The sequence below is a fragment of the Microbacterium sp. CH1 genome (assembly GCF_001595495.1).
In the GTDB taxonomy this organism is placed as follows: domain Bacteria; phylum Actinomycetota; class Actinomycetes; order Actinomycetales; family Microbacteriaceae; genus Microbacterium.
The window spans coordinates 736,579-756,412 of the sequence record NZ_LOSO01000011.1; the positions used below are offsets into that span (position 1 = coordinate 736,579).

At 68.7% G+C, this 19,834-nt stretch carries 24 protein-coding genes and 1 other RNA gene; 8 read left to right on the forward strand and 17 right to left on the reverse strand.

Annotated features, from left to right (window positions below):
* Positions 1-58 precede the first annotated feature (58 nt).
* A complete protein-coding gene (locus AUV07_RS06965; RefSeq protein WP_062634872.1) occupies positions 59-403 on the forward strand; it encodes a hypothetical protein in 345 nt (114 codons plus the stop codon).
* Positions 404-734: 331 nt separating this feature from the next.
* Positions 735-899: a hypothetical protein gene (locus tag AUV07_RS17535; protein ID WP_157523939.1), complete on the forward strand. Its 165-nt coding sequence runs from the start codon at positions 735-737 to the stop codon at positions 897-899.
* A gap of 207 nt (positions 900-1,106) precedes the next feature.
* On the opposite strand, the gene AUV07_RS06970 is transcribed toward AUV07_RS17535, so the two are convergent.
* A complete protein-coding gene (locus AUV07_RS06970; protein WP_062634873.1) occupies positions 1,107-1,454 on the reverse strand; it encodes a DUF7882 family protein in 348 nt (115 codons plus the stop codon).
* A gap of 101 nt (positions 1,455-1,555) precedes the next feature.
* Here AUV07_RS06970 and AUV07_RS06975 point away from each other — a divergent pair, with 101 nt between their 5' ends.
* On the forward strand, positions 1,556-1,882 hold the full coding sequence (locus tag AUV07_RS06975; protein ID WP_157523941.1) for a hypothetical protein: 327 nt from the start codon (positions 1,556-1,558) through the stop codon (positions 1,880-1,882).
* Between the two features lie 150 nt (positions 1,883-2,032).
* Complete coding sequence (locus AUV07_RS06980) at positions 2,033-2,368, forward strand: DUF7882 family protein (protein WP_062634876.1); 336 nt, start codon at positions 2,033-2,035, stop codon at positions 2,366-2,368.
* A gap of 171 nt (positions 2,369-2,539) precedes the next feature.
* Here AUV07_RS06980 and AUV07_RS06985 read toward each other — a convergent pair whose 3' ends face one another.
* Positions 2,540-2,884 carry a hypothetical protein gene (locus tag AUV07_RS06985; protein WP_062634878.1) on the reverse strand — a complete coding sequence of 115 codons (345 nt, stop codon included), beginning with the start codon at positions 2,882-2,884 and terminating at the stop codon, positions 2,540-2,542.
* Positions 2,881-3,195: a hypothetical protein gene (locus AUV07_RS17770; protein ID WP_062634880.1), complete on the reverse strand. Its 315-nt coding sequence runs from the start codon at positions 3,193-3,195 to the stop codon at positions 2,881-2,883. The genes AUV07_RS06985 and AUV07_RS17770 overlap by 4 nt, the downstream gene beginning before the upstream one ends.
* Here AUV07_RS17770 and AUV07_RS06995 point away from each other — a divergent pair.
* Positions 3,164-3,751: a tyrosine-type recombinase/integrase gene (locus AUV07_RS06995; RefSeq protein ID WP_231868210.1), complete on the forward strand. Its 588-nt coding sequence runs from the start codon at positions 3,164-3,166 to the stop codon at positions 3,749-3,751. The genes AUV07_RS17770 and AUV07_RS06995 overlap by 32 nt on opposite strands.
* Entirely contained in the window at positions 3,679-3,909 is a 231-nt protein-coding gene (locus tag AUV07_RS18090; protein WP_269454383.1) for a tyrosine-type recombinase/integrase, read from the forward strand. The genes AUV07_RS06995 and AUV07_RS18090 overlap by 73 nt, the downstream gene beginning before the upstream one ends.
* Positions 3,910-3,989: 80 nt before the next feature.
* Here the strand turns inward: AUV07_RS18090 and ssrA are convergent.
* Positions 3,990-4,359, reverse strand: a transfer-messenger RNA (tmRNA) gene (ssrA, locus tag AUV07_RS07000).
* Between the two features lie 140 nt (positions 4,360-4,499).
* On the opposite strand from ssrA, the gene AUV07_RS07005 reads away from it, so the two are divergent.
* Positions 4,500-5,162, forward strand: coding sequence for an SIMPL domain-containing protein (locus AUV07_RS07005; protein ID WP_062634884.1), 663 nt, complete (start codon positions 4,500-4,502; stop codon positions 5,160-5,162).
* 10 nt (positions 5,163-5,172) lie between these two features.
* Here the strand turns inward: AUV07_RS07005 and hflX are convergent, their stop codons facing one another.
* A complete protein-coding gene (gene hflX / locus AUV07_RS07010) occupies positions 5,173-6,684 on the reverse strand; it encodes a GTPase HflX (protein ID WP_062634886.1) in 1,512 nt (503 codons plus the stop codon).
* Between the two features lie 66 nt (positions 6,685-6,750).
* On the opposite strand from hflX, the gene AUV07_RS07015 reads away from it, so the two are divergent.
* Positions 6,751-7,392, forward strand: coding sequence for a class I SAM-dependent methyltransferase (locus AUV07_RS07015; protein ID WP_062634888.1), 642 nt, complete (start codon positions 6,751-6,753; stop codon positions 7,390-7,392).
* An 18-nt stretch (positions 7,393-7,410) separates the two neighbouring features.
* Here the strand turns inward: AUV07_RS07015 and dapF are convergent, their stop codons facing one another.
* The 12 genes from dapF to AUV07_RS07075 all read right to left on the reverse strand — a co-directional run bounded on the left by dapF (position 7,411) and on the right by AUV07_RS07075 (position 19,783).
* Complete coding sequence (gene dapF / locus AUV07_RS07020) at positions 7,411-8,283, reverse strand: diaminopimelate epimerase (RefSeq protein WP_062634889.1); 873 nt, start codon at positions 8,281-8,283, stop codon at positions 7,411-7,413.
* Between the two features lie 9 nt (positions 8,284-8,292).
* The gene (locus AUV07_RS07025) at positions 8,293-8,841 is read right to left on the reverse strand and encodes a dihydrofolate reductase family protein (protein ID WP_062634890.1); all 549 of its coding nucleotides are present in this window, start codon (positions 8,839-8,841) and stop codon (positions 8,293-8,295) included.
* Positions 8,842-8,875: 34 nt separating this feature from the next.
* Positions 8,876-9,787: a tRNA (adenosine(37)-N6)-dimethylallyltransferase MiaA gene (gene miaA / locus AUV07_RS07030; RefSeq protein ID WP_062634891.1), complete on the reverse strand. Its 912-nt coding sequence runs from the start codon at positions 9,785-9,787 to the stop codon at positions 8,876-8,878.
* On the reverse strand, positions 9,784-11,328 hold the full coding sequence (gene miaB / locus AUV07_RS07035) for a tRNA (N6-isopentenyl adenosine(37)-C2)-methylthiotransferase MiaB (protein ID WP_060921069.1): 1,545 nt from the start codon (positions 11,326-11,328) through the stop codon (positions 9,784-9,786). The genes miaA and miaB overlap by 4 nt, the downstream gene beginning before the upstream one ends.
* Positions 11,329-11,377: 49 nt before the next feature.
* Complete coding sequence (locus AUV07_RS17950; RefSeq protein ID WP_062634892.1) at positions 11,378-11,851, reverse strand: regulatory protein RecX; 474 nt, start codon at positions 11,849-11,851, stop codon at positions 11,378-11,380.
* A gap of 389 nt (positions 11,852-12,240) precedes the next feature.
* Positions 12,241-13,287: a recombinase RecA gene (gene recA, locus AUV07_RS07045; protein WP_025103229.1), complete on the reverse strand. Its 1,047-nt coding sequence runs from the start codon at positions 13,285-13,287 to the stop codon at positions 12,241-12,243.
* 260 nt (positions 13,288-13,547) lie between these two features.
* Positions 13,548-13,772 carry a DUF3046 domain-containing protein gene (locus tag AUV07_RS07050; protein WP_060921072.1) on the reverse strand — a complete coding sequence of 75 codons (225 nt, stop codon included), beginning with the start codon at positions 13,770-13,772 and terminating at the stop codon, positions 13,548-13,550.
* 18 nt (positions 13,773-13,790) lie between these two features.
* Complete coding sequence (locus AUV07_RS07055; RefSeq protein ID WP_025103227.1) at positions 13,791-14,099, reverse strand: helix-turn-helix domain-containing protein; 309 nt, start codon at positions 14,097-14,099, stop codon at positions 13,791-13,793.
* A gap of 141 nt (positions 14,100-14,240) precedes the next feature.
* A complete protein-coding gene (locus tag AUV07_RS07060) occupies positions 14,241-14,729 on the reverse strand; it encodes a CinA family protein (protein ID WP_062634893.1) in 489 nt (162 codons plus the stop codon).
* Positions 14,726-15,301 (reverse strand): CDP-diacylglycerol--glycerol-3-phosphate 3-phosphatidyltransferase, encoded by a 576-nt coding sequence (gene pgsA / locus AUV07_RS07065; RefSeq protein ID WP_062634894.1) that lies wholly within the window; start codon positions 15,299-15,301, stop codon positions 14,726-14,728. Before pgsA ends, AUV07_RS07060 begins: the two co-directional genes overlap by 4 nt.
* A complete protein-coding gene (locus AUV07_RS07070) occupies positions 15,301-18,015 on the reverse strand; it encodes an FtsK/SpoIIIE family DNA translocase (RefSeq protein ID WP_062634896.1) in 2,715 nt (904 codons plus the stop codon). Before AUV07_RS07070 ends, pgsA begins: the two co-directional genes overlap by 1 nt.
* A gap of 91 nt (positions 18,016-18,106) precedes the next feature.
* Positions 18,107-19,783, reverse strand: coding sequence for a ribonuclease J (locus AUV07_RS07075; RefSeq protein ID WP_025103223.1), 1,677 nt, complete (start codon positions 19,781-19,783; stop codon positions 18,107-18,109).
* Positions 19,784-19,834: the final 51 nt, after the last annotated feature.

Consider the following 19,834-nt stretch of genomic DNA (forward strand, 5'->3'; position numbering starts at 1 on the left):
GCGATGAGGGAGTCGAACGGGCGGGCGCTGTCCCGCCGATCGGGGAAGGAGACTTCTGATGACGACCGACATCATCGCGGGGCCGTTCCTGACGGCGGTCCGCGAGGCCTGGGACCGTGCGCGGGGAACACTCATCGTCCCCCGGGATTTCACCCTGACGCAGTTGGCGGCCGGAGCGGGGTCGCTGAGCGCAGAGGTCACCGACTCGACGGGGACCCGGTTCGGCTTCCGCGTTCCGCTTCCGGCGGCCGCCCGGTGGGAAGGGAGGGCACAAGGTGGTGAAGGCACGCCGGAGCACTGGGCGCTGTGGAGCGTCATCATCCCGCTCATGGAGGAGCTGGAGACGGACGCCGGGCGCCGCTTCGCGCCCGACGCCGACGGCGTCCGCTGGGTGACCGCATAGACGATCGCGGTCACCGCGCCGCGGCGCCTGTCGCAGACCGTCTTCGCAGTCGCTTCCCTGGCGGGCTTCCCACCAGAGCGCGTACTCGGGTCCCTCCGGGGTTTCGATCGTCCACGGTGGGAAGGTGATGAAGCGCTCGAGCGCGAGGGCCCACGAGCTGTCTGCTCTGGTCGATCCGGGGTCGTCGGCAGGAAGCTCGTCGTCGCCGACATAGCTCAGCGCGATGGTCACGTTCGTAACGAGGTCCCCCCTCCGCCCCAGCACCCACGCTGCGGCGACGAGGCAACCGTAGACTGAGATCTCGTCTCGGCCGGAGGAAGGACACCCGGCCATGCCCACTCGGGCCCTCTCCCCCACCGTGAAGCCCAGCATCGCCCTCGACCCGCTCTGCTCCCGCAACAGGTACACCACCGACCCGGCACCCGTGATCGCCGAGCTCCGCTCGACCGCCGGCGACCCCGCCGACGTGCTCGCCGAAGGACGCTGGCCGCGCTAGAGCCGTGCATCGCGTTGGGTCAGCACCGCCGGTCACTCCCAGCTCCGTCGACACCGGCAGTTCTCGGCCACGGTCAGGCCGCCGCGCTACCGCTCTCCATCAGCGTCGAGTGAGAAGAGATGATCCCCTCCCCGCGGTCGGCGGGAAGGGGATCAACCGAGCAAGCTGCGCCGCAAGATGGGCGCGCGCTCCCCTCCCCGGTGCCGCCTATTCTGCCCCTAGGCCGGCGAGGGTGGAAGCATCGATTTCCACTGGGGTGTCAACGACCTCGTCGACGAGGGTGATACCGCCGGAGGAGCTGGCTTCCATCATGAGCGTCTGAACCCACTTGGCGTTGAGTTGCGGGTTCTCCGGTGTCTCGAACGTGAAACGCAGGGGGATGGACGGGTGAAGCCAGATTGTGGAGCGACCGGGGGCGTCGCCTTCTGGGTGCTTCCAAGAGAGGGTGAAGCTCTCGTTGCGGCGCAGCTTGGTCGCGATCGCAACCTTGAGGTGCGCGAGAGCTCGGTCTTCGATGTGGATCTCGCTGCTGTCGCCGTACTGGATGGTTCCCATGGGTTCACTCTAGGGGTGACGGTCTACGCGCGTTGGCCTGCACAGGTTCGACGGTTACGCAAGCCCCGGAAGTGCAGGGTCAGTGAGGGGCGTAGTGTTGCGTGAACAGAACATCGCATGAACCATTTTCCGCGAACGATGCACAGATTGCCATGAATCCCACTACACGAATCAGCATCGACGGAGACAGTTTCATTTTGGCCGCAGACTGCGACGTCGGCGATCTGATGGAGCGGATCGAATCCGCGTCCCAGGGCGAATCGGGCTTTGTGACTTTCGCTTCTCGGTTCGAAACGCTCAGCGTCCTCGTCACCCAGTACACGAGAGCGGTTGTCAGCGTCGACCACCCCGCTGGAGCCGCGCCGAGTGCGCAGGGCAACTCCTTCAGGGACTGGAATGACGACTTCTGGGGTGAAGGCTTGAGCTGAGCTTCACCCCGACTTTTGTCTCCACGGGCGGACAAACGTAGAGGGTGGCTATTCCTCCAGTGACGTGGGACCGTGAAGCTACACCACAAAGCGATCAGCTCGGTTGCGCCTCTTGACACAGGTTCCTGTGGCAGAACAGAGGAGCCCACTATGGGCAAGTTCATCTACGACGGTGGACCCAAGGTCGAGGTCGAGGATCGCGCACTCACGCACATTCAGCTCGTCATCACCGCAAAGCTCCGCCGCGGCGAGCCCTTTCCCTTCACCTGGAAAGACGACAGCAGCGTTGGCGGAGGACGCACGACCGTATGGGTGCACGCCGGCTCGTCCATCGTCTTCAAGTACGCCGGCAGCCGGCAACCCGCGATCAACCGCGCATGGGTGGATACGCTCGCCTACACAGCCAGCGCCCCAACCGGCCTGTACCTCGTCCCGGAGCCCGCGAACACCAGCCCGGTCACCGGACAGATGGACGCGATCAGCTAAGCCCGTGCGCGCGATGAGCGCGGCCGGACTGCCGCTCTACGTCACCACCGCCCCGGCGATCCTCGGTGCCCCGTGAACGCGAAAAGCCCCCGCCCAGCCAGGAGGCTAGGTGGGGGTCTCGTCTGTCGGCGTCACTCGCGGGAGAGTTCGGCCACGTCGTCGGTGCCGGTGTCAGCGCCGTCCTGCATGGCGCCATTGGCGGCGGGTCAGTCCGGTCGCGTTGCCGTCGATCTGAGCGACGACGGCTCCGGCCGGTGCCGATCCTGCGCCGATGTGGCGGAGCCATTCGTCGACGGCAGGAATTGCCATCACGCGGGCGATGGCGGCGCTGATCGCGGCGAGCGTCGCGACCGCGGCCGTCGCCCAGGCGATCACCGGCCCGGGCACGAGGTCGGCGACGGCGTCGATGATCTGCGGGGCGACGACGACGGTCGTCGCGAGGACGGCCGCCGCAGCGATGAAGACCTGCACCGCGGTGCGGATCGCTCGCTGCAGCGGGAACCAGATCTTGCTCATGGAGTGCCTCCTGGGTTCTGCCGGCGCTTGTCGGCCGTCGTTTCGATCGCGTCCCACTGGTCGCGTTCGGACGTGCGGATCTGACCGATCTCCTCGCGGATGCCGAGGATGTCGCGTGCCTGGAAGTTCTGGGTTTGCTCGACGCCGTAGAGCCGTGAGTCGGTGGCCTTGACGCTCCGCCTGATCTCGTCGATGTCGTCGCGCAGGATGCCGGCACGGCAGTCACCGACCGGCAGCGGGTCCGACGGAACACCACCCGGCCCGCGATCCGCGCCCGTGGTGCTGCGCGCGCTCGGCGTGCTCGCCGGCATCCTCGACGTCGCGGTGCGCGATCGTCGGATCTCGAAGAACCCGGCCCGCGGCGCGAGGAACCTGCCGAAGAAGGTCTCGGCCAAGGAGCGCCGATACCTCTCCGAGGCGGAGGTCGTGCGCCTCGCGGCTGCGACGCACGACCACACCTTCGTCAGGCTCACCCTCGTCCTCGCTTACTGTGGGCTTCGATGGAGCGAGGCGATCGGGCTCCGCGTCTCCGACATCAACATGCCTGGCCGTCGCGTGCACGTGAACCGGGCCGCGGTCGAGGCACACGGAGTGATCGAGATCGGCGCGCCGAAGTCGTGGGAGAAGCGGACAGTCCCGTTCCCCGGATTCGTTGTCGACGCACTCGAGGGGCAGTGCGGCGGCAAGTCGAAGGGCGATCTCGTGTTCGGTGATGCGAGCGGCAACTTCCTGCGGCGCGCCAAGACGAGCGAGGGCGCCGGGCCCTGTTTGCACGCGCGACTGAGGAAGCCCGCCTGCAGCGGCTCACGCCGCAAGACCTCAGGCACACGGCGGCGTCGCTCGCCATCAGCTCGGGCGCGCTGGTGAAGGCCGTGCAGCGGATGCTCGGACACAAGTCTGCGGCGATGACCCTCGACACGTACGCCGACCTGTTCGACGACAACCTCGACGACGTCGCGAACCGGCTCGACGAGCGGGCGACCGCAGCAGATGTGGGCAAAGTGTGGGCAGGCATCGCCGCCTGACGAGTTATCCACAACGCAAAAGAGACCCGGCTCCCTAGTGGTTACTAGGGAGGCGGGCCTCGTTCTGTGTGACAGCGACCTGGTGGAGCTGGGGGGAATCGAACCCCCGTCCAACGCTGAGTCTCCACGCCTTCTCCGGGCGCAGTCTGTGGAAGCGTTCTGCTCGGCTCCGACCTTTGTCACAGACACCTAAGTCGACGAGCCCAGCCTGGGAAGAGTCCCACGTGACGTCCAGACGCCGTCACGCAGCAAGATTCCTAGATGACGCCAGGATCCGTATCGGAATCACATACGGTCTGACGGACTATCGGGCTCGCTTAGGCAGCGAGGGCGAAGTCGTTGCGCTTGGATTCGGCAACTATTGTTTTGCAGAGAGCGTTTACGAGATAACTCTGCATCCTCGGCCCGCTTCTCGTGGATTCACAGGCGCTGTCGAAACCGATCAGCCCCGTGGTCCTTCTCTCGAAGGAGCCGCTGTCACACTGTGGAATTGTCAGCCTCGGACGACGAGCGCCCGAGCATCACAGACTACAACGTCTGCGCCGCCGCCGCCATTCCCCGCCGCCGTGCCCGTCGCGTAGAGTCGCCCCATGAGCGATGTGACCGTCACCGTCCGCGGCGAACACGAAGCCCGCCTGGCGCCGGAACGGGCGACCATCCGCGTCTCGGTCCGCGCCGAGGGTCCGGAGCGCGCGACCGTCGTCGATCACGTCATGCGCCTGGCCGAGCCGGTCCGCAGCAGCATCGTGGGACGCGTGGACGCCGGCTCCGCCCTCGACTGGAGCAGCACGCGGCTCTCCGTGCGCGCCGAGCGCCCCTGGAACGCCGATGGCAAGCGGCTCGCCCCGGTGTACTACGCGAGCATCGACGTGACCGCGACCTTCGCGGAGGCCTCCGAACTCTCCCTCTGGATCTCCGACATCTCCGCGTGGGACGGTGTCGAGATCGGCGGGGTCGATTGGCACCTCACCCTCGAGACCCGCGTCCGCGTGGAGCGCGAGGTCGCCGCGCAGGCCGTCGGCGTCGCGGTGACGAGAGCGGAGGCGTACGCCACCGCGCTCGGCCTCGCCGAGGTGACGCCCCTGGAGATCGCCGACATGGGCCTGCTCTCCGCGGCGCCATCGCCCGGAGCTCCGCTGGGGAAGGCACGCGGTGCCGTCGCTTTCGCGGCCGACACCGCGCCGGCCATGGAGTACGAGCCGCAGGACATCGTCCTCACGGCGACCGTCGAGGCGCGCTTCCTCGCTCGCTGAGCCTCCGCCGTCAGTCGCTGACGACGTAGGCCGCGAGGTCGGCGGCGAGACGCTCGGACACGTGCGCGTGCACGGCTGTCCCTGCCTCCTGGTGCTCGACGGACAGCAGCATCCCGGTCTCGTGGATCGCCGCGACGAGGTCACCGCGGTCGTACGGGATCACGGCGTGGAGCTCGACGGCCGGCTTCGGCAGCGCCTCCTCGATCGCCGCGCGGAGCTCGACGATGCCCTCGCCGGACCGTGACGAGACGAAGTGCGCCCGCGGCTCCAGACCGCGCAGCACGAGCCGCTCGTCCTCGGGGATGAGGTCGGCCTTGTTGAAGACGACGATCTCGGGCATGTCGCGCACGCCGACATCGCCCATCACGTCGCGCACAGTCTGCAGCTGGCCGGCCGGGTCGGGGTGCGAGCCGTCGACCACATGCAGCACGACGTCCGCGTCACCGACCTCCTCCAGCGTGGAGCGGAAGGCTTCGACGAGCTGGTGCGGCAGGTTGCGCACGAATCCCACCGTGTCGGTGAGCGTGTACACGCGGCCGTCTTCGGTCTCGGACCGACGGACGGTCGCATCGAGGGTCGCGAACAGCGCGTTCTCCACGAGCACGCCCGCGCTCGTCAGAGCGTTGAGCAGACTCGACTTCCCGGCGTTCGTGTACCCGGCGATGGCGACGGAGGGGATGGTGTTGCGCTTGCGTTCAGCCCGCTTCGCCTCGCGCGCGGGAGCGAAGTCGCGGATCTGCTTGCGCAGGAGCGCCATCTTCGTCCGGATGCGTCGGCGGTCGAGCTCGATCTTCGTCTCACCGGGTCCGCGCGAGCCCATGCCCGCGCCTCCGGCGCCGACCTGTCCACCGGCTTGGCGGCTCATCGACTCACCCCAGCCGCGCAGGCGGGGCAGCAGGTATTCGAGCTGCGCGAGCTCGACCTGGGCCTTGCCCTCTCGGCTCTTGGCATGCTGGCTGAAGATGTCGAGGATCACGGTGGTCCGGTCGATCACCTTCACCTTCACGACGTCTTCGAGCGCACGTCGCTGGCTGGGGGCCAGCTCGGTGTCAGCGATGACCGTGTCGGCGCCGACGGCGGCGACGATGTCCTTCAACTCCTGCGCTTTGCCGCGTCCCAGGTAGGTGGCGGCGTCCGGGTGCGGACGGCGCTGCAGCACGCCGTCGAGCACGACGGCGCCTGCCGTCTCCGCGAGCGCAGCGAGCTCGCGCAACGAGTTCTCCGCGTCCTCCTGGGCCCCCTGCGGATACACGCCGACGAGCACGACGTTCTCGAGCCGCAGCTGGCGATACTCGACCTCGGTGACGTCTTCGAGCTCGGTCGACAGACCGCCCACGCGCCGCAGCGCATGCCGGTCCTCGAGGTCCCACTGGTCGCCGTCTGCGGTCGAGTGCGCGGCCGTCGCTTCGTCCTGGAGCGCCTGCGCGGCGCCGAACATCCGCACCTCCGAGCGCTTCTCTGCGTTCGCCAGCACGCGGTCGACCGTCTGGTCGTCGGTGGAGGGTGTCTTCGTCTCCGTCATCCGTTCCTGTCTCTGGTTTCCTCGCGAGCCTTAACCTTAGCCCGCGCCGTCCGGTACGCTCACCGTATGGGGTCCGACCACTACTTCACTGCGGCCCCGGCTAGCCCCGAGAACCTGCGCAAGATCCGCGTATCCCTGGCAGGACGAGAGCTCGAAGTGACCACCGCGGGTGGCGTCTTCAGCCCGGATCGACTCGATGCCGGCACCGCAGTGCTTCTCGCCAACATGCCTCCGGTTCCACCGGGAGGTCATCTTCTCGACCTCGGCAGCGGGTGGGGGCCGATCTCCCTGTCGATGGCGCTGGCCTCGCCGCACGCGACCGTCTGGGCGGTCGATGTGAACGAGCGGGCTCTGGACCTCGTGCGTCGCAACGCCGCAGCCCTCGGCCTCTCCAATATCAACGCCGCACTGCCCGAAGATGTTCCCGCAGACGTGACCTTCCGCACGATCCGATCCAATCCCCCGATCCGGGTGGGCAAGAACGAGCTGCACGGTCTGCTCGAGAAGTGGATCCCGAGGCTCGACGAGCGGAGCGATGCGTGGCTCGTCGTCCAGCGGAACCTCGGCGCCGACTCCCTGCAGCGCTGGATCGCGGCGACCTTCCAGCCCGGCTACAGCGTCTTCCGGACGGCGACCGGCAAGGGCTATCGCATCCTCAAGGTGCGCAAGCACGGAACACCGCCGACGGAGCCCATCGACGTCGTCTGAGAGGTCAGCCCCGCGGCCTCAGACGAGGTCGACCTCACCCTGATAGACGAGCTGCGCGGGCCCGGACAGCGCGACGTGCTCTCCGTCTTCGGCGGGGAACATGCGAACGCCGAGCGTGCCGCCGGGAACCTCGACCTGCCAGTTGTCAGGGGCCTGAGTGCCGGCCCAGTAGCGCACAGCAAGAGCCGTGGCGGCGACACCCGTCCCGCAGCTCAGCGTCTCGCCGACGCCGCGCTCGAAGACGCGCATCCGCACGTGCCCGATGCCGTCGCGGACGAGGGGCTCACCGGGCACCACGAACTCGACGTTGGCTCCCGCGGGCGGAGCCGGCTCCAGCTCGGGCGTGCGGGTGAGTTCCAGCAGTCCGAGCTCCGCGTCCGAGGCCAGTGCCACCACGACGTGCGGGTTCCCGACGTCGATGCCCAGTCCCGGACGGGTGACGGTCAGCCCGTCCGCGCGCACCAGCGGGTCGTCTCCCGACAGCTTCCACGCGCCGAGGTCGACCTGATAGCCGCTCACGCTGCGGGTGACGTCACGGACGCCGGCTCTGGTGCCGATCGGGAGCGTGCTGCCGGGCTCGATCGCCGCGAGACCCGAGCGGACGAGGTAGTGGGCGAAGACCCGGATCCCGTTCCCGCACATCTCCGCGACGGAGCCGTCGGCGTTGCGATAGTCCATGAACCATTCGGCATCCGGCTCTTCTGCCAGGGCGGCTGCACCCTCCGGGATCGCGGACGAGCGCACGACGCGCAGCACGCCGTCCGCGCCGATGCCGAAGTGGCGATCGCAGAGCACGGCGACCTGCTCCGCTGTCAACTCCAGCTGCCCCTCGGGGTCGGCGATGATGATGAAGTCGTTGCCGGTACCGTGCCCCTTGGTGAATGCGACCATGGGACCAGTCTAGGGAGCCGACGACCCTGCGCCCGGCCGTGCGACGCGATAGCGCCCGCAGAGGAAGCTGCGGTTGCGGGCCACCTCGATCAGTTCCAGATCGAGCCGCCGCGGCAACAGCGGGGCCCCGCTGCCGAGGGTCACGGGTGCGTACTGCACCCAGACCTCGTCCAGCAGCCCCGCGTCGGCGAACTGCCCGGCGAGGTCTCCCCCGCCGACCACCCAGAGATCCTTGCCACCCGCGGCGTCGAGCATCGCGCTGTGCACGTCGCGGATGTCGGCACTCGTCACGCGGACATCGGCCCCCTCCGGCACCGCGAGATCACGATGCGAGAGCACCCACGTGGGCTGCGTGTACGTCCAGCGGCCCTCCTCATGGCGCATGACCCACTCGAACGTGGATGCCCCCATCACCAGCGCGCCGATGCTCTTCTCGAAGGCGGGGTACGCCATCGGACCCTCCATGTCGATGTCCTGGCTCAGCAGCCAGTCCAGGGAGTGCTCGGCAGTCGCGATGAAGCCGTCCAGGCTGGACGCGGTGAAGTAGTGAGTGGCCATACGCGCATGCTCGCACGGGCCACCGACATCGCGGTCAGTCCCGCAGCAGGTCGACGACGGCCACGGGTGGCGTCACCCACTCCAGCTCCGGGTAGCGCTTGAACCACGACACCTGCCGACGGGCGTAGCGCCGCGTGAGCGCCTGCGTCTCGGCGATCGCCTCCTCGGCGGTGGAGCGTCCGTCCAGCTGTGCGAGCGCCTGCGCGTATCCGATCGCCCGCGGGGCTGTCGTCCCCCGCTCCAGACCGCGGTCCCGCAGCCCGGCGACCTCGGCCACCAGGCCGTGCTCCCACATCCGACGCACGCGCGCATCGAGGCGGGCGACGAGTTCGCCCCGATCCACGTGCAGCCCGATCAGACGCGTGTGCGGATACCAGAGCGTCGGCGTCTCGGGGAGGACGGCACCATGCGTCTCGCTCCCCTGCTCGATGATCTCGAGCGCGCGGATCACGCGTCTCCCGTTGCGCGGGTCCACTCGGGCCGCGGCCTCCGGATCGCGCTCACGCAACCGCTGGAGCAGAGACCCGACGCCCTCGCGATCGAGTTCCTGCTCGAGACGCTCGCGGATAGCGGGGTCCCGGGGCGGGAAGTGGAACTCGTAGACGACGCTCGACACGTAGAGTCCGGATCCACCGACGAGGATCGCGTCTCCTCCCGCCGCGTGGATCTGCCGCACGGCCTCTCGTGCGAGCGGCTGATACCAGGCCACGGCGGCGTCCTGCGTCACCTCTCGCGCGTCGAAGAGGTGGTGCGGAATGCCGCGACGTTCGGCGACCGACAGCTTCGCGGTACCGATGTCCATGCCACGGTAGAGCTGCATGGCGTCGGCGTTGACGATCTCCGCCGGGTTGCCGCGCCGCCGGAGCTCCTCGGCGAGATCGAGCGCCAGATCGCTCTTCCCCGTGCCGGTCGCGCCGACGACGGCCCAGAGCCGAGGCGCGGTCACACTCCGACGCGGAGGGTCGGCAGTCCGAGGGAGACGGCGCGCGGAGCGCCGTCGCTCGGTGCCGGCACGGCGCACGACTCGGCCTGTCCCCGATCCCAGGCATCCCCGCCACGCGTCCGGCGGATGCGGAGCGGGGCACCGGTCGGGTCGTCGGCAAGGAGGTGGAACGGTGCGGCGTGCGTCACCGTCACCGTGACGACATCCCCTGGGCGCGGCAGCTCGGACCCGGGAGTGACCTCGAAGTGCACGAGCCGGTTGTCCTGCGCCCGCCCGGTCAGGCGACGCGTCTCCGTGTCCTTCTTGCCTTCGCCCGTGGACACGAGAACCTCGACCTCCCGGCCGACCTGCTTCTGGTTCTCCTCGAGCGAGATGCGCTCCTGGAGCGCGATCAGCCGGTCGTAGCGAGCCTGCACGACGTCCTTGGGCACCTGGTCCGGCATGGTGGCCGCCGGGGTGCCTTCGCGGATCGAGTACTGGAAGGTGAAGGCTCCGGAGAAGCGCGACTGCTCGACGACGCGCATCGTGTCCTCGAAGTCCTCCTCGGTCTCGCCGGGGAAGCCGACGATGATGTCGGTCGTGATGGCCGCGTGCGGGATGCGCTCGCGGACGCGGTCCAGGATGCCCAGGAAGCGCTCGCTGCGGTAGGAGCGACGCATCGCCTTGAGGATCCGGTCGCTCCCCGACTGCAGCGGCATGTGGAGCTGCGGCATGACGGCGGGCGTCTCCGCCATCGCGTCGATCACGTCGTCCGTGAAGGCGGCGGGATGCGGGCTCGTGAAGCGGATGCGCTCGAGCCCCTCGATCTCGCCCGCGGCGCGGAGGAGCTTTCCGAACGCCTGACGATCCCCGAACTCCACCCCGTACGAGTTCACGTTCTGCCCGAGGAGCGTCACCTCGATGGCGCCGTCCTCCACCAGCAGGCGGATCTCGTTGAGGATGTCGCCCGGGCGACGGTCCTTCTCCTTGCCCCGGAGGCTCGGGACGATGCAGAAGGTGCAGGTGTTGTTGCAGCCGACGGAGATCGACACCCAGCCGCTGTGCGCGGAGTCACGCTTGGTGGGAAGCGTCGACGGGAAGACCTCGAGGGACTCGAGGATCTCGAGTTCGGCGTCACCGTTGTGGCGCGCGCGCTCCAGGAGACCGGGCAAGGACCCCATGTTGTGCGTGCCGAAGACCACGTCGACCCAGGGGGCCTTGTCGAGCACGGCCTGCTTGTCCATCTGCGCGAGGCAGCCACCGACGGCGATCTGCATACCGGCCTTGCGGCGCTTGACGGCGGCCAGGTGCCCGAGCGTCCCGTAGAGCTTCCCGGCGGCGTTGTCCCGGACGGCGCAGGTGTTGATGATCACCACGTCGGCCTCGGCTCCGGCCTCGGCGCGGATGTAGCCGGCGCTCTCCAGGGACCCGGACAGACGCTCGGAGTCGTGGACGTTCATCTGGCAGCCGAAGGTGCGCACTTCGTAGGATCGCTGGCGCCCGTCGTCGTCGACGGCCGCCGACGACGCGCTGATGATCGTCGGTTCACTGCGGGGGATAGTCATGATGCTCCCATTGTACGAGCGTCGCCGAGAGCCGATCGCGTGCGAACCGTCAGTCGGAGTCCACGAACCGGACGCCGGAGACGCCCCCGCCGAACGAGGCTTCCCGCAGCGCGGTCTTCGCCGCGTTCATGGCGACCGATCCCCCGTACCCGCGGCGCGACAGCTGCCCGACCAACCGGCGGAGCGCCGCGTCGGGGTCGAGGCGTCCCATCGACCGCGCTTTGGTCCGGGCGAACTCCAGTGCCCGCTCCGCGTCGTCGTCGGGCAGCTCATCGAGCGCGGCGTCGATGACGTCACGAGGAATGCCCCGCTGCGCGAGCGCTCGAGACAGCGCGACCCGCCCCTGGCCCTTGCGTTCGACGCCGGACGTGACGAGGAGCTCGGCGAGCACGGCGTCGTCGAGGTATCCGCGCCGTACGAAGTCGTCGATCACGTCTTCGACGGCGTCCGTCGCAAGCCCGTGCCCTTTCAACACCAGCCGGGCCTCGGAGACGGACAGCGACCGCGTGCGGAGCTTCCGCACCAACGACTCCTCCGCCGTCGTTCGAATCTCCGCCGCCGAGGGGCCGCTCTCTGCGTCCGCCCCCTCTTCCGTCGAGCGGGACACGCCGCCGACGGCGCGCAACGTGGTGGTCTTCCCGCCCCGGGAAGCGGCTCGCGCCGAGGCACCCCGGGCCGGGTGCCGCGCGCTGGGAGAACCGTCGTCGACCGACGGGGCCCCTGCCGACGCGGGCTCGTGCCACGTCGACCGCCAGAGTCCCGCCGCGTCCGCGGGCGGCCCCGACCGCGCAGGCGGTGCGGACGACGACTCGTCTGCACCGCCACCGGCCGGATGCTCCGCCCGCGTGGGTCCGCCGAAGAGAGGGATGATGGGGGCGATCCGCTCGGAATCGCCCCCACGCTGGTCACTCATCAGGCCGGGCGACGCTCGGCCAGCTCATCAGCACCCGGAGCCGCGGCCGGGCCGCCGATACCGAGCTTCTGCTTGATCTGACTCTCGATCGCCAGGGCGATGTCGGCGTTGTTGAGCAGGAACGTGCGCGCGTTCTCCTTGCCCTGGCCCAGCTGATCGCCGTCGTAGGTATACCACGATCCCGACTTCTTGACGATGCCGTGCTCGACGCCGAAGTCGATCAGGCTGCCCTCGCGGGAGATGCCGACGCCGTAGAGGATGTCGAACTCCGCCTGCTTGAAGGGCGGGGCCATCTTGTTCTTGACGATCTTGACGCGGGTGCGGTTACCCACGGCGTCCGTGCCGTCCTTGAGCGTCTCGATGCGGCGGATGTCCATACGCACGGAGGCGTAGAACTTCAGCGCCTTACCACCGGCAGTGGTCTCCGGGGAGCCGAAGAACACGCCGATCTTCTCGCGCAGCTGGTTGATGAAGATCATCGTCGTGTTCGTCTGGTTCAGACCACCGGTGAGCTTCCGCAGCGCCTGCGACATGAGGCGGGCCTGGAGACCCACGTGGGAGTCTCCCATCTCGCCCTCGATCTCCGCACGCGGCACCAGGGCCGCCACCGAGTCGACGACGATGAGGTCGATGGCACCGGAGCGCACGAGCATGTCGGCGATCTCGAGAGCCTGCTCACCCGTGTCGGGCTGCGAGACGAGAAGGGCGTCGATGTCGACGCCGAGCTTCGCGGCGTAGTCGGGGTCGAGCGCATGCTCCGCGTCGATGAATGCCGCGATACCGCCGGCCCGCTGGGCGTTGGCGATGGCGTGCAGCGTCAGCGTCGTCTTACCCGAGGACTCCGGGCCGTAGATCTCGACGATGCGTCCACGCGGCAGACCTCCCACGCCGAGGGCGACGTCGAGGGCGATGGAGCCGGTGGGGATGACGGCCACAGGGGCACGCTCATCGCTGCCCAGCCGCATGACCGAGCCCTTTCCGAACTGGCGGTCGATCTGGGCGAGGGCGGTCTCGAGGGACTTCTCGCGGTCGGCGGGTGATGGCATGGTGTGCTCCTTCTGCGCGTGTGCTGCCGCCTGTAGGCTGTCGCGGCTCTTCCGGCGGAAGGAACTCTCCGACAAGGCGTATGGCTTTTCAGCCTGGACCTCACGGTACGGCGGGCCTCCGACATTGCGTCGAGGAGCCGGGGATCGTGGGGACCAGAACCGTCTGACCACTTGTGCAGAAGACTACGCCTGGTTCGAACAGATTTTCGACAACACGCCGGTTCGGCGTGTCGGACTTCCGCACACCCGGGAAGCCGCCGTCACCGGCCGCGCGGCTCCAGACGCCCCACGCCGTGGCGACGGGATTCGGGGACATCCATGTCGGCGCAGAGCGCGAGCCAGATGTCGCGCGGAGGTACCCCGGCTTCGAGAGCCTCGAGCGCCGTTCGTCCCCCCATGCCGGAGAGCACGAGGTCATTCACCAGAGAAGAGGCTCGGGCATGGAACTCGGCGTCGACGGCGCGCAGGAACTCACTGCGTCGCATCAGGGGGATCTCCGAGTGTCAGCGGAGCGAGAGCTCGGGCTCCACGGACGCGACCAGGTCGTCCGGAACGACGTCCGGGAAGACCTGGATGCCTTCGAGCACCGAGATGCGGTCCCCGACCTCGCGCATGATCGTGGAGATGGGGACGTCGAGCGCCTCTGCCACCGAGGCGAGGATCTCGCTCGAGGCCTCCTTCTGTCCGCGCTCGACCTCACTGAGATAACCGAGAGCGACGGATGCTTTGCTCGCGACCTGCCGGAGCGTCCGCCCCTTCTGCAGACGGAAGTCCCTCAGCACGTCGCCGATCTCCTGTCGTACAAGAATCATCGGAACCTCCTCCGCAGTTCGTGAATCGAGGTCTCCCTCGAAGAGACGGCCAGTCTAGTCCTCCTGGCTTGCACAGAATCTACCCTTGCACTCTGTGGTTTAAATGTGAGCACATCCGTATCAACATGACGCGGGGAGTCGCTATTCCCGCAGCGTAGCTGCCAGCACATCGAGGACCGCCGCGACCGTCTGCGCTCGCACCGCGTCGCGGTCCCCCTCGAAGTGGAACGGTCGGGTCCGGCTCACTGTTGGGGTGACCACGCCGATGTGGACGGTGCCCACGGGCTGCCCATCCGGGGACTCCGGGCCCGCGATCCCCGTGGTGGACAGCCCGACATCGGCGGGGAGACCATCCACCGCGACGGCCTCGCGCACTCCGGCGGCCATCTGCCGCGCGACCTCCGGATGCACCGGCCCGTATCGCTCCAGCAGGTCGGTGTCGACGTCGAGCAGCGTGTGCTTGACGGGGGTGGCGTAGGCGACGACGCCGCCGAGGAGCACGGCGGAGGCGCCGGGAATCGCGACAAGCGCCGCGCACACCGCACCGCCGGTGAGCGACTCCGCGACACCGAGGGTCCAGCCGCGCTCATGCAGAGCGTCCAGAGCCTCGGCCGGCGTCGTGCCGCTCATCGGCTCTGACGCGCGCCGCGCACCTGCGCGACGATGTAGTCGATCCCGCTGACGACGGTGAGCACGAGCACGATGACCATGAGGACGGTCGTCACGACGGTCCACGGGCTGAGCCCGATGAACACGTGCAGCGGCAGGAGAGCCCAGCCGAGGGCGACGCCCTGGAACGCCGTCTTGATCTTGCCCATCCAGGCGGCCGCGACAACGTGCTCGCTCGCGACGACCAGCCGATGGATGGTGATCCCCCACTCGCGGACGAGGATGATCACGACGATCCACCAGGAGACCTCGCCCAGGATCGCCAACCCGACGAATCCGGCGCCGGTGAGGAGCTTGTCCGCGATCGGATCCCACAGCTTGCCGAAGTCGCTGACGATGTCGTAGCGACGTGCGAGGTAGCCGTCGACCCAGTCGGTCGAGATGGCGACGATGAAGAGGACGGCGGCGATCCAGCGCACGGTGAGATCGGCGAGGCCGTACGTCCCGCCGACGAGCAGGAGGACGAAGAACACCACGGCGAGCGGGATGCGCGCCACCGTGATGGCGTTGGGGAGCTGCCGAGGGATCGCCATCAGTCGCGTCCCGTCAGGCCCCAGGCGTCTTCGTCGCCCTCCGCTTCGACGACCGGCAGGCCGTCGTACTGCGCCTCCAACGGGTCCCGCTCGGCCGGCGGCACCGCTGCGGCGGCGGGCGCAGCCGGAGCCGCCGGAGCCGACGGAACGTCTTCGCCGCGGAGCTTCGCCATGACCTGCGGCAACTGCTCGGGGGTCGCGAGCACATCGCGCGCCTTCGAGCCCTCCGAGGGGCCGACGACCTCGCGCGACTCGAGGAGATCCATGAGGCGTCCGGCCTTGGCGAAGCCGACCCGCAGCTTGCGCTGCAGCATCGACGTCGATCCGAACTGCGAGGAGACGATGAGCTCGGCCGCCGCGAGCAGGAGCTCGAGGTCGTCGCCGATGTCCTCGTCAACCTCCTTCTTCTTCGCCGGCTCCATCGCCTCCTGGACGTCGGCACGGTACTCGGGACGCGCCTGACGCGTGACGTGCTTGACGACCGCGTCGATCTCCTTCTCGTCGACCCACGCACCCTGCAGCCGGAACGGCTTCGACGAGCCCATGGGCGAGAAGAGCGCATCACCCTGGCCGATGAGCTTGTCGGCGCCGGGGCTGTCGAGGATCACGCGGCTGTCGGTGACGCTCGTGACCGCGAACGCGAGACGGGACGGCACGTTCGCCTTGATGAGGCCGGTGACGACGTCGACGCTCGGGCGCTGCGTGGCGAGCACCAGGTGGATGCCGGAGGCGCGGGCGAGCTGCGTGATGCGGACGATCGAGTCCTCGACGTCGCGCGGGGCGACCATCATGAGGTCCGCGAGCTCGTCGACCACGACGAGGAGGTACGGGTACGGCTTGAGCACCCGTTCGCTGCCCGGGGGCACCTCCACCTCGCCCGCGCGCACGGCGCGGTTGAAGTCGTCGATGTGGCGGAAGCCGAACGACGCGAGGTCGTCGTACCGCATGTCCATCTCCTTCACGACCCACTGCAGCGCCTCGGCGGCCTTCTTCGGGTTCGTGATGATGGGGGTGATCAGGTGCGGGACACCGGCGTAGCTCGTCAGCTCCACACGCTTCGGGTCGATGAGGACCATGCGCACGTCGGACGGGCGCGCCCGCATGAGCAGGCTCGTGATCATCGAGTTCACGAAGCTGGACTTACCGGAGCCAGTGGAACCGGCGACCAGGAGGTGCGGCATCTTCGCGAGGTTGGCGACGACGAAGTTGCCACCCACGTCCTTGCCGACACCGATCGTGAGCGGGTGCGTGCTCTTCTGCGCAGCCGCCGACCGCAGCACGTCGCCGAGGGCGACCGTCTCGCGGTCGGTGTTCGGGATCTCGATGCCGATCGCGCTCTTGCCGGGGATCGGCGAGAGGATGCGAACGTCGTTGGAGGCGACCGCGTAGGCGAAGTTGTTGCTGAGCTGCAGGATCTTCTCGACCTTGACGCCGTGGCCGACCTCGACCTCATACTGCGTGACCGTCGGACCACGGGAGAAGCCGGTGACCTTGGCGTCGACCTTGAACTGGTCGAGGACGCTGGTGATCTGCTCGACGATGCGGTCGTTCGCCTCCGAGCGAGCCACCGAGGGCGGTCCCTCGGACAGCACGCCCGGCGACGGGAGGATGTAGGGGGCCACGGGGGCCTGCGGGCCGCGGTCGCCGGGGCCCTCCGTGCCGAAGCCGTCCAGTCCGGGCAACTCCGGCATCTCGCCGGTGTCCGACTCGTCGTCCAGCAGCGCGGTCGTCTGCTGCTCCGCCAGGGCGTCCGTCACGGACCGCACGTCGCTGAGCACCTCGGTCGCCGCGTCGTACGGGTTCGCCACCGTCACGGCCTGGTCGTATGCGGGGGTGGCCTCCGTGGTGGACAGGAGCGCGGTGATGTCGTCGGACGCGAGCGTGCCCTCGTCGGGGTCTTCCTCGCGACCGGTCTTGTTGCGTCGCCACCAGGGCAGCACGTCCGGGTCGTCGACCTTGTCGGCCTCGTCGAGCGCGGCCGCGGTGTCCTTCGCCGGCTTCTCCGGGCGCTCCGCGTCGAACATCCACGCGTAGAGGTCTCCCAGGCGCGCACCGATGCGGTTCGGCGGCGTCTTCGTGAGGATGAGGATGCTCAGGGCGGCGAGCAGCCCGAGGATGAGGTAGGCCGGGATGTCGGTGAGGTACGTCAGGGGCTGCCCCACGAGCCACCCGAGCAGGCCACCGGACTCGCTCAGCGCTGGCATGCCCTGGTTCGGGTGGGGACGAGGGCCGGCGACGTGGAAGATCCCCGCCAGAGCGAGCACGAACATCCCGAAGCCGATACCGATGCGCCCGTTGTCGTGCACAGACGACGGATGCCGGAACAGCCATCCCGCCAGGAGGAGCAGCAGCACCGGCATGATGAAGGCCACCCGACCGACGAAGAGCCCCACCGAGTAGGCGCTGATGTTCGCCGCGACCTCGTTGCCGATGAAGAACCACTCGTTGACGGCACCGAGCGCCGCCAGGATCACCAGCAGAAACGGGAATCCGTCCCTGCGGTCGTCCTTCTGCAGCGTCTCCGGCCCGAAGGCCCGGAAGAGTCCGCCGACGCCGTGCGCGAGCCCGTTCCAGGCGCGCGCGGCGACGGGCGGCTTGTCCGCCTCGTCGATGTACTTCTTGGGTGCGGGCTGCGCCTTCGGAGCCGCCTGCCGCTTGGGGCGCGACGGGGCGCTCGTCGAGGCGCGCTCGGTCTTGGTGCTGCTCCTGGCCATGCCTCCACGGTACGACCCGCGACCGACATCTCCGCGTCACCACGCGGAACTCGACGATCACGGCGCGCGACGGCACGCCGTGATCCGAGGGTCAGGCCTCGATGACGAGAGGGACGATCATCGGGCGACGACGCAGCTTCTGGTTCACCCAGCGGCCGATCGTCCGGCGGACGACCTGCGACAGCGCGTGCGTGTCGCGCACACCGTTGCCGGACGCCTCCTTCAGCGCGGCGACGATCTTCGGAGCGACGTCGTCGAACACGGCGTCGTCCTCGGCGACGCCGCGCGCGTGGATCTCCGGCCCCGAGATGATGCGCCCGGTCGCGGCATCCACGACGACGATGACCGAGATGAACCCCTCCTCGCCGAGGATGCGACGGTCCTTGAGGTCGGCATCGGTGATCTCGCCGACGGTCGAGCCGTCGACGTAGACGAACCCGAGGTCGAGCTGCCCGGCCACCCGGGCGACGCCGTCCTTCAGGTCGATCACGGTGCCGTTGGAGGCGATGATCGTGTTCTGCTCGGGGATCCCGGTGTCCTGGGCGAGCTTGGCGTTGGCGATCAGGTGCCGGTACTCCCCGTGGACAGGGAGGACGTTCTTCGGCTTGAGGATGTTGTAGCAGTAGAGCAGCTCACCGGCCGCGGCGTGCCCCGACACGTGCACCCGCGCGTTGGCCTTGTGCACGACGTTCGCGCCCAGCTTCGTGAGCCCGTCGATGACGCGGTAGACGGCGTTCTCGTTGCCTGGGATGAGGCTCGACGCCAGGATCACGGTGTCGCCCTCGCTCACCTCGATGGCGTGGTCCATGTTGGCCATGCGGCTCAGCACGGCCATCGGCTCGCCCTGCGAACCGGTCGACATGTAGACGATCTGCTCGTCCGGGAGGTCGCGTGCCTTCTTGAAGTCGATCAGCACGCCCGCCGGCACCTTGAGGTAGCCGAGCTGCTCCGCGATCGTCATGTTGCGGACCATGCTGCGGCCGAGGAACGCGACTCGACGCCCGTGCGCGTGCGCGGCGTCGATCACCTGCTGCACGCGGTGCACGTGGCTGGAGAAGCTCGCGACGATCACGCGGCGCGGAGCCTTGCCGATGACCTGGTCGAGGACCGGGCCGATGGAGCGCTCCGTGGGCGTGAAGCCGGGGACGTCGGCGTTGGTGGAGTCGACGAGGAAGAGGTCGACGCCCTCCTCCCCCAGGCGCGAGAACGCGCGCAGATCGGTGATGCGGCCGTCCAGGGGCAGCTGGTCCATCTTGAAGTCGCCGGTGGCGAGGGCCATGCCCGCGGGGGTGCGGATCGCGACGGCCAGCGCGTCAGGGATGGAGTGGTTCACCGCGACGAACTCGAGGTCGAACGGCCCGACCTTCTCGTGCTGACCCTCCTTCACGGTCAGGGTGAAGGCCTTGATGCGGTGCTCCTTCAGCTTCGCCTCGACGAGGGCGAGCGTGAGTCCGGAGCCGATCAGCGGGATGTCGCTCTTCAGCCGCAGCAGGTACGGAACCGCCCCGATGTGGTCCTCGTGCCCGTGCGTCAGCACCACGCCCACGATGTCGTCGAGACGGTCACGGATCGGCTCGAAGTCGGGGAGGATGAGGTCGACGCCGGGCTGGTGCTCCTCCGGGAAGAGCACCCCGCAGTCCACGATCAGGATCTTGCCGGCGTACTCGAACACGGTCATGTTGCGACCGATCTCCCCCAGGCCGCCGATCGGGATGACCCGCAGCGTCCCTTCGTCGAGAGCGGACGGTTCGGCCAGGGGAATGGACATGCTGTCTCCTCAGTCGGACACTCCACGCGTCCGTTCGTTCATGGTGACGCG

What these genes read in the sequence shown, in the direction of transcription:
- AUV07_RS17535 (WP_157523939.1), top strand. Translation starts at nt 735, where the DNA reads ATGCCCACTCGGGCCCTCTCCCCCACCGTGAAGCCCAGCATCGCCCTC.
- miaB (WP_060921069.1), bottom strand. Translation starts at nt 11,328, where the DNA reads ATGACTATCCCCCGCAGTGAACCGACGATCATCAGCGCGTCGTCGGCG.
- AUV07_RS07015 (WP_062634888.1), top strand. Translation starts at nt 6,751, where the DNA reads ATGGGGTCCGACCACTACTTCACTGCGGCCCCGGCTAGCCCCGAGAAC.
- AUV07_RS06970 (WP_062634873.1), bottom strand. Translation starts at nt 1,454, where the DNA reads ATGGGAACCATCCAGTACGGCGACAGCAGCGAGATCCACATCGAAGAC.
- recA (WP_025103229.1), bottom strand. Translation starts at nt 13,287, where the DNA reads ATGCCATCACCCGCCGACCGCGAGAAGTCCCTCGAGACCGCCCTCGCC.
- AUV07_RS07050 (WP_060921072.1), bottom strand. Translation starts at nt 13,772, where the DNA reads ATGCGACGCAGTGAGTTCCTGCGCGCCGTCGACGCCGAGTTCCATGCC.
- AUV07_RS06980 (WP_062634876.1), top strand. Translation starts at nt 2,033, where the DNA reads ATGGGCAAGTTCATCTACGACGGTGGACCCAAGGTCGAGGTCGAGGAT.
- AUV07_RS07070 (WP_062634896.1), bottom strand. Translation starts at nt 18,015, where the DNA reads ATGGCCAGGAGCAGCACCAAGACCGAGCGCGCCTCGACGAGCGCCCCG.
- AUV07_RS07060 (WP_062634893.1), bottom strand. Translation starts at nt 14,729, where the DNA reads ATGAGCGGCACGACGCCGGCCGAGGCTCTGGACGCTCTGCATGAGCGC.
- AUV07_RS07075 (WP_025103223.1), bottom strand. Translation starts at nt 19,783, where the DNA reads ATGTCCATTCCCCTGGCCGAACCGTCCGCTCTCGACGAAGGGACGCTG.
- pgsA (WP_062634894.1), bottom strand. Translation starts at nt 15,301, where the DNA reads ATGGCGATCCCTCGGCAGCTCCCCAACGCCATCACGGTGGCGCGCATC.
- AUV07_RS07055 (WP_025103227.1), bottom strand. Translation starts at nt 14,099, where the DNA reads ATGATTCTTGTACGACAGGAGATCGGCGACGTGCTGAGGGACTTCCGT.
- AUV07_RS06965 (WP_062634872.1), top strand. Translation starts at nt 59, where the DNA reads ATGACGACCGACATCATCGCGGGGCCGTTCCTGACGGCGGTCCGCGAG.
- AUV07_RS06985 (WP_062634878.1), bottom strand. Translation starts at nt 2,884, where the DNA reads ATGAGCAAGATCTGGTTCCCGCTGCAGCGAGCGATCCGCACCGCGGTG.
- AUV07_RS07025 (WP_062634890.1), bottom strand. Translation starts at nt 8,841, where the DNA reads ATGGCCACTCACTACTTCACCGCGTCCAGCCTGGACGGCTTCATCGCG.
- AUV07_RS07005 (WP_062634884.1), top strand. Translation starts at nt 4,500, where the DNA reads ATGAGCGATGTGACCGTCACCGTCCGCGGCGAACACGAAGCCCGCCTG.
- hflX (WP_062634886.1), bottom strand. Translation starts at nt 6,684, where the DNA reads ATGACGGAGACGAAGACACCCTCCACCGACGACCAGACGGTCGACCGC.
- dapF (WP_062634889.1), bottom strand. Translation starts at nt 8,283, where the DNA reads ATGGTCGCATTCACCAAGGGGCACGGTACCGGCAACGACTTCATCATC.
- AUV07_RS17770 (WP_062634880.1), bottom strand. Translation starts at nt 3,195, where the DNA reads ATGCCGGCGAGCACGCCGAGCGCGCGCAGCACCACGGGCGCGGATCGC.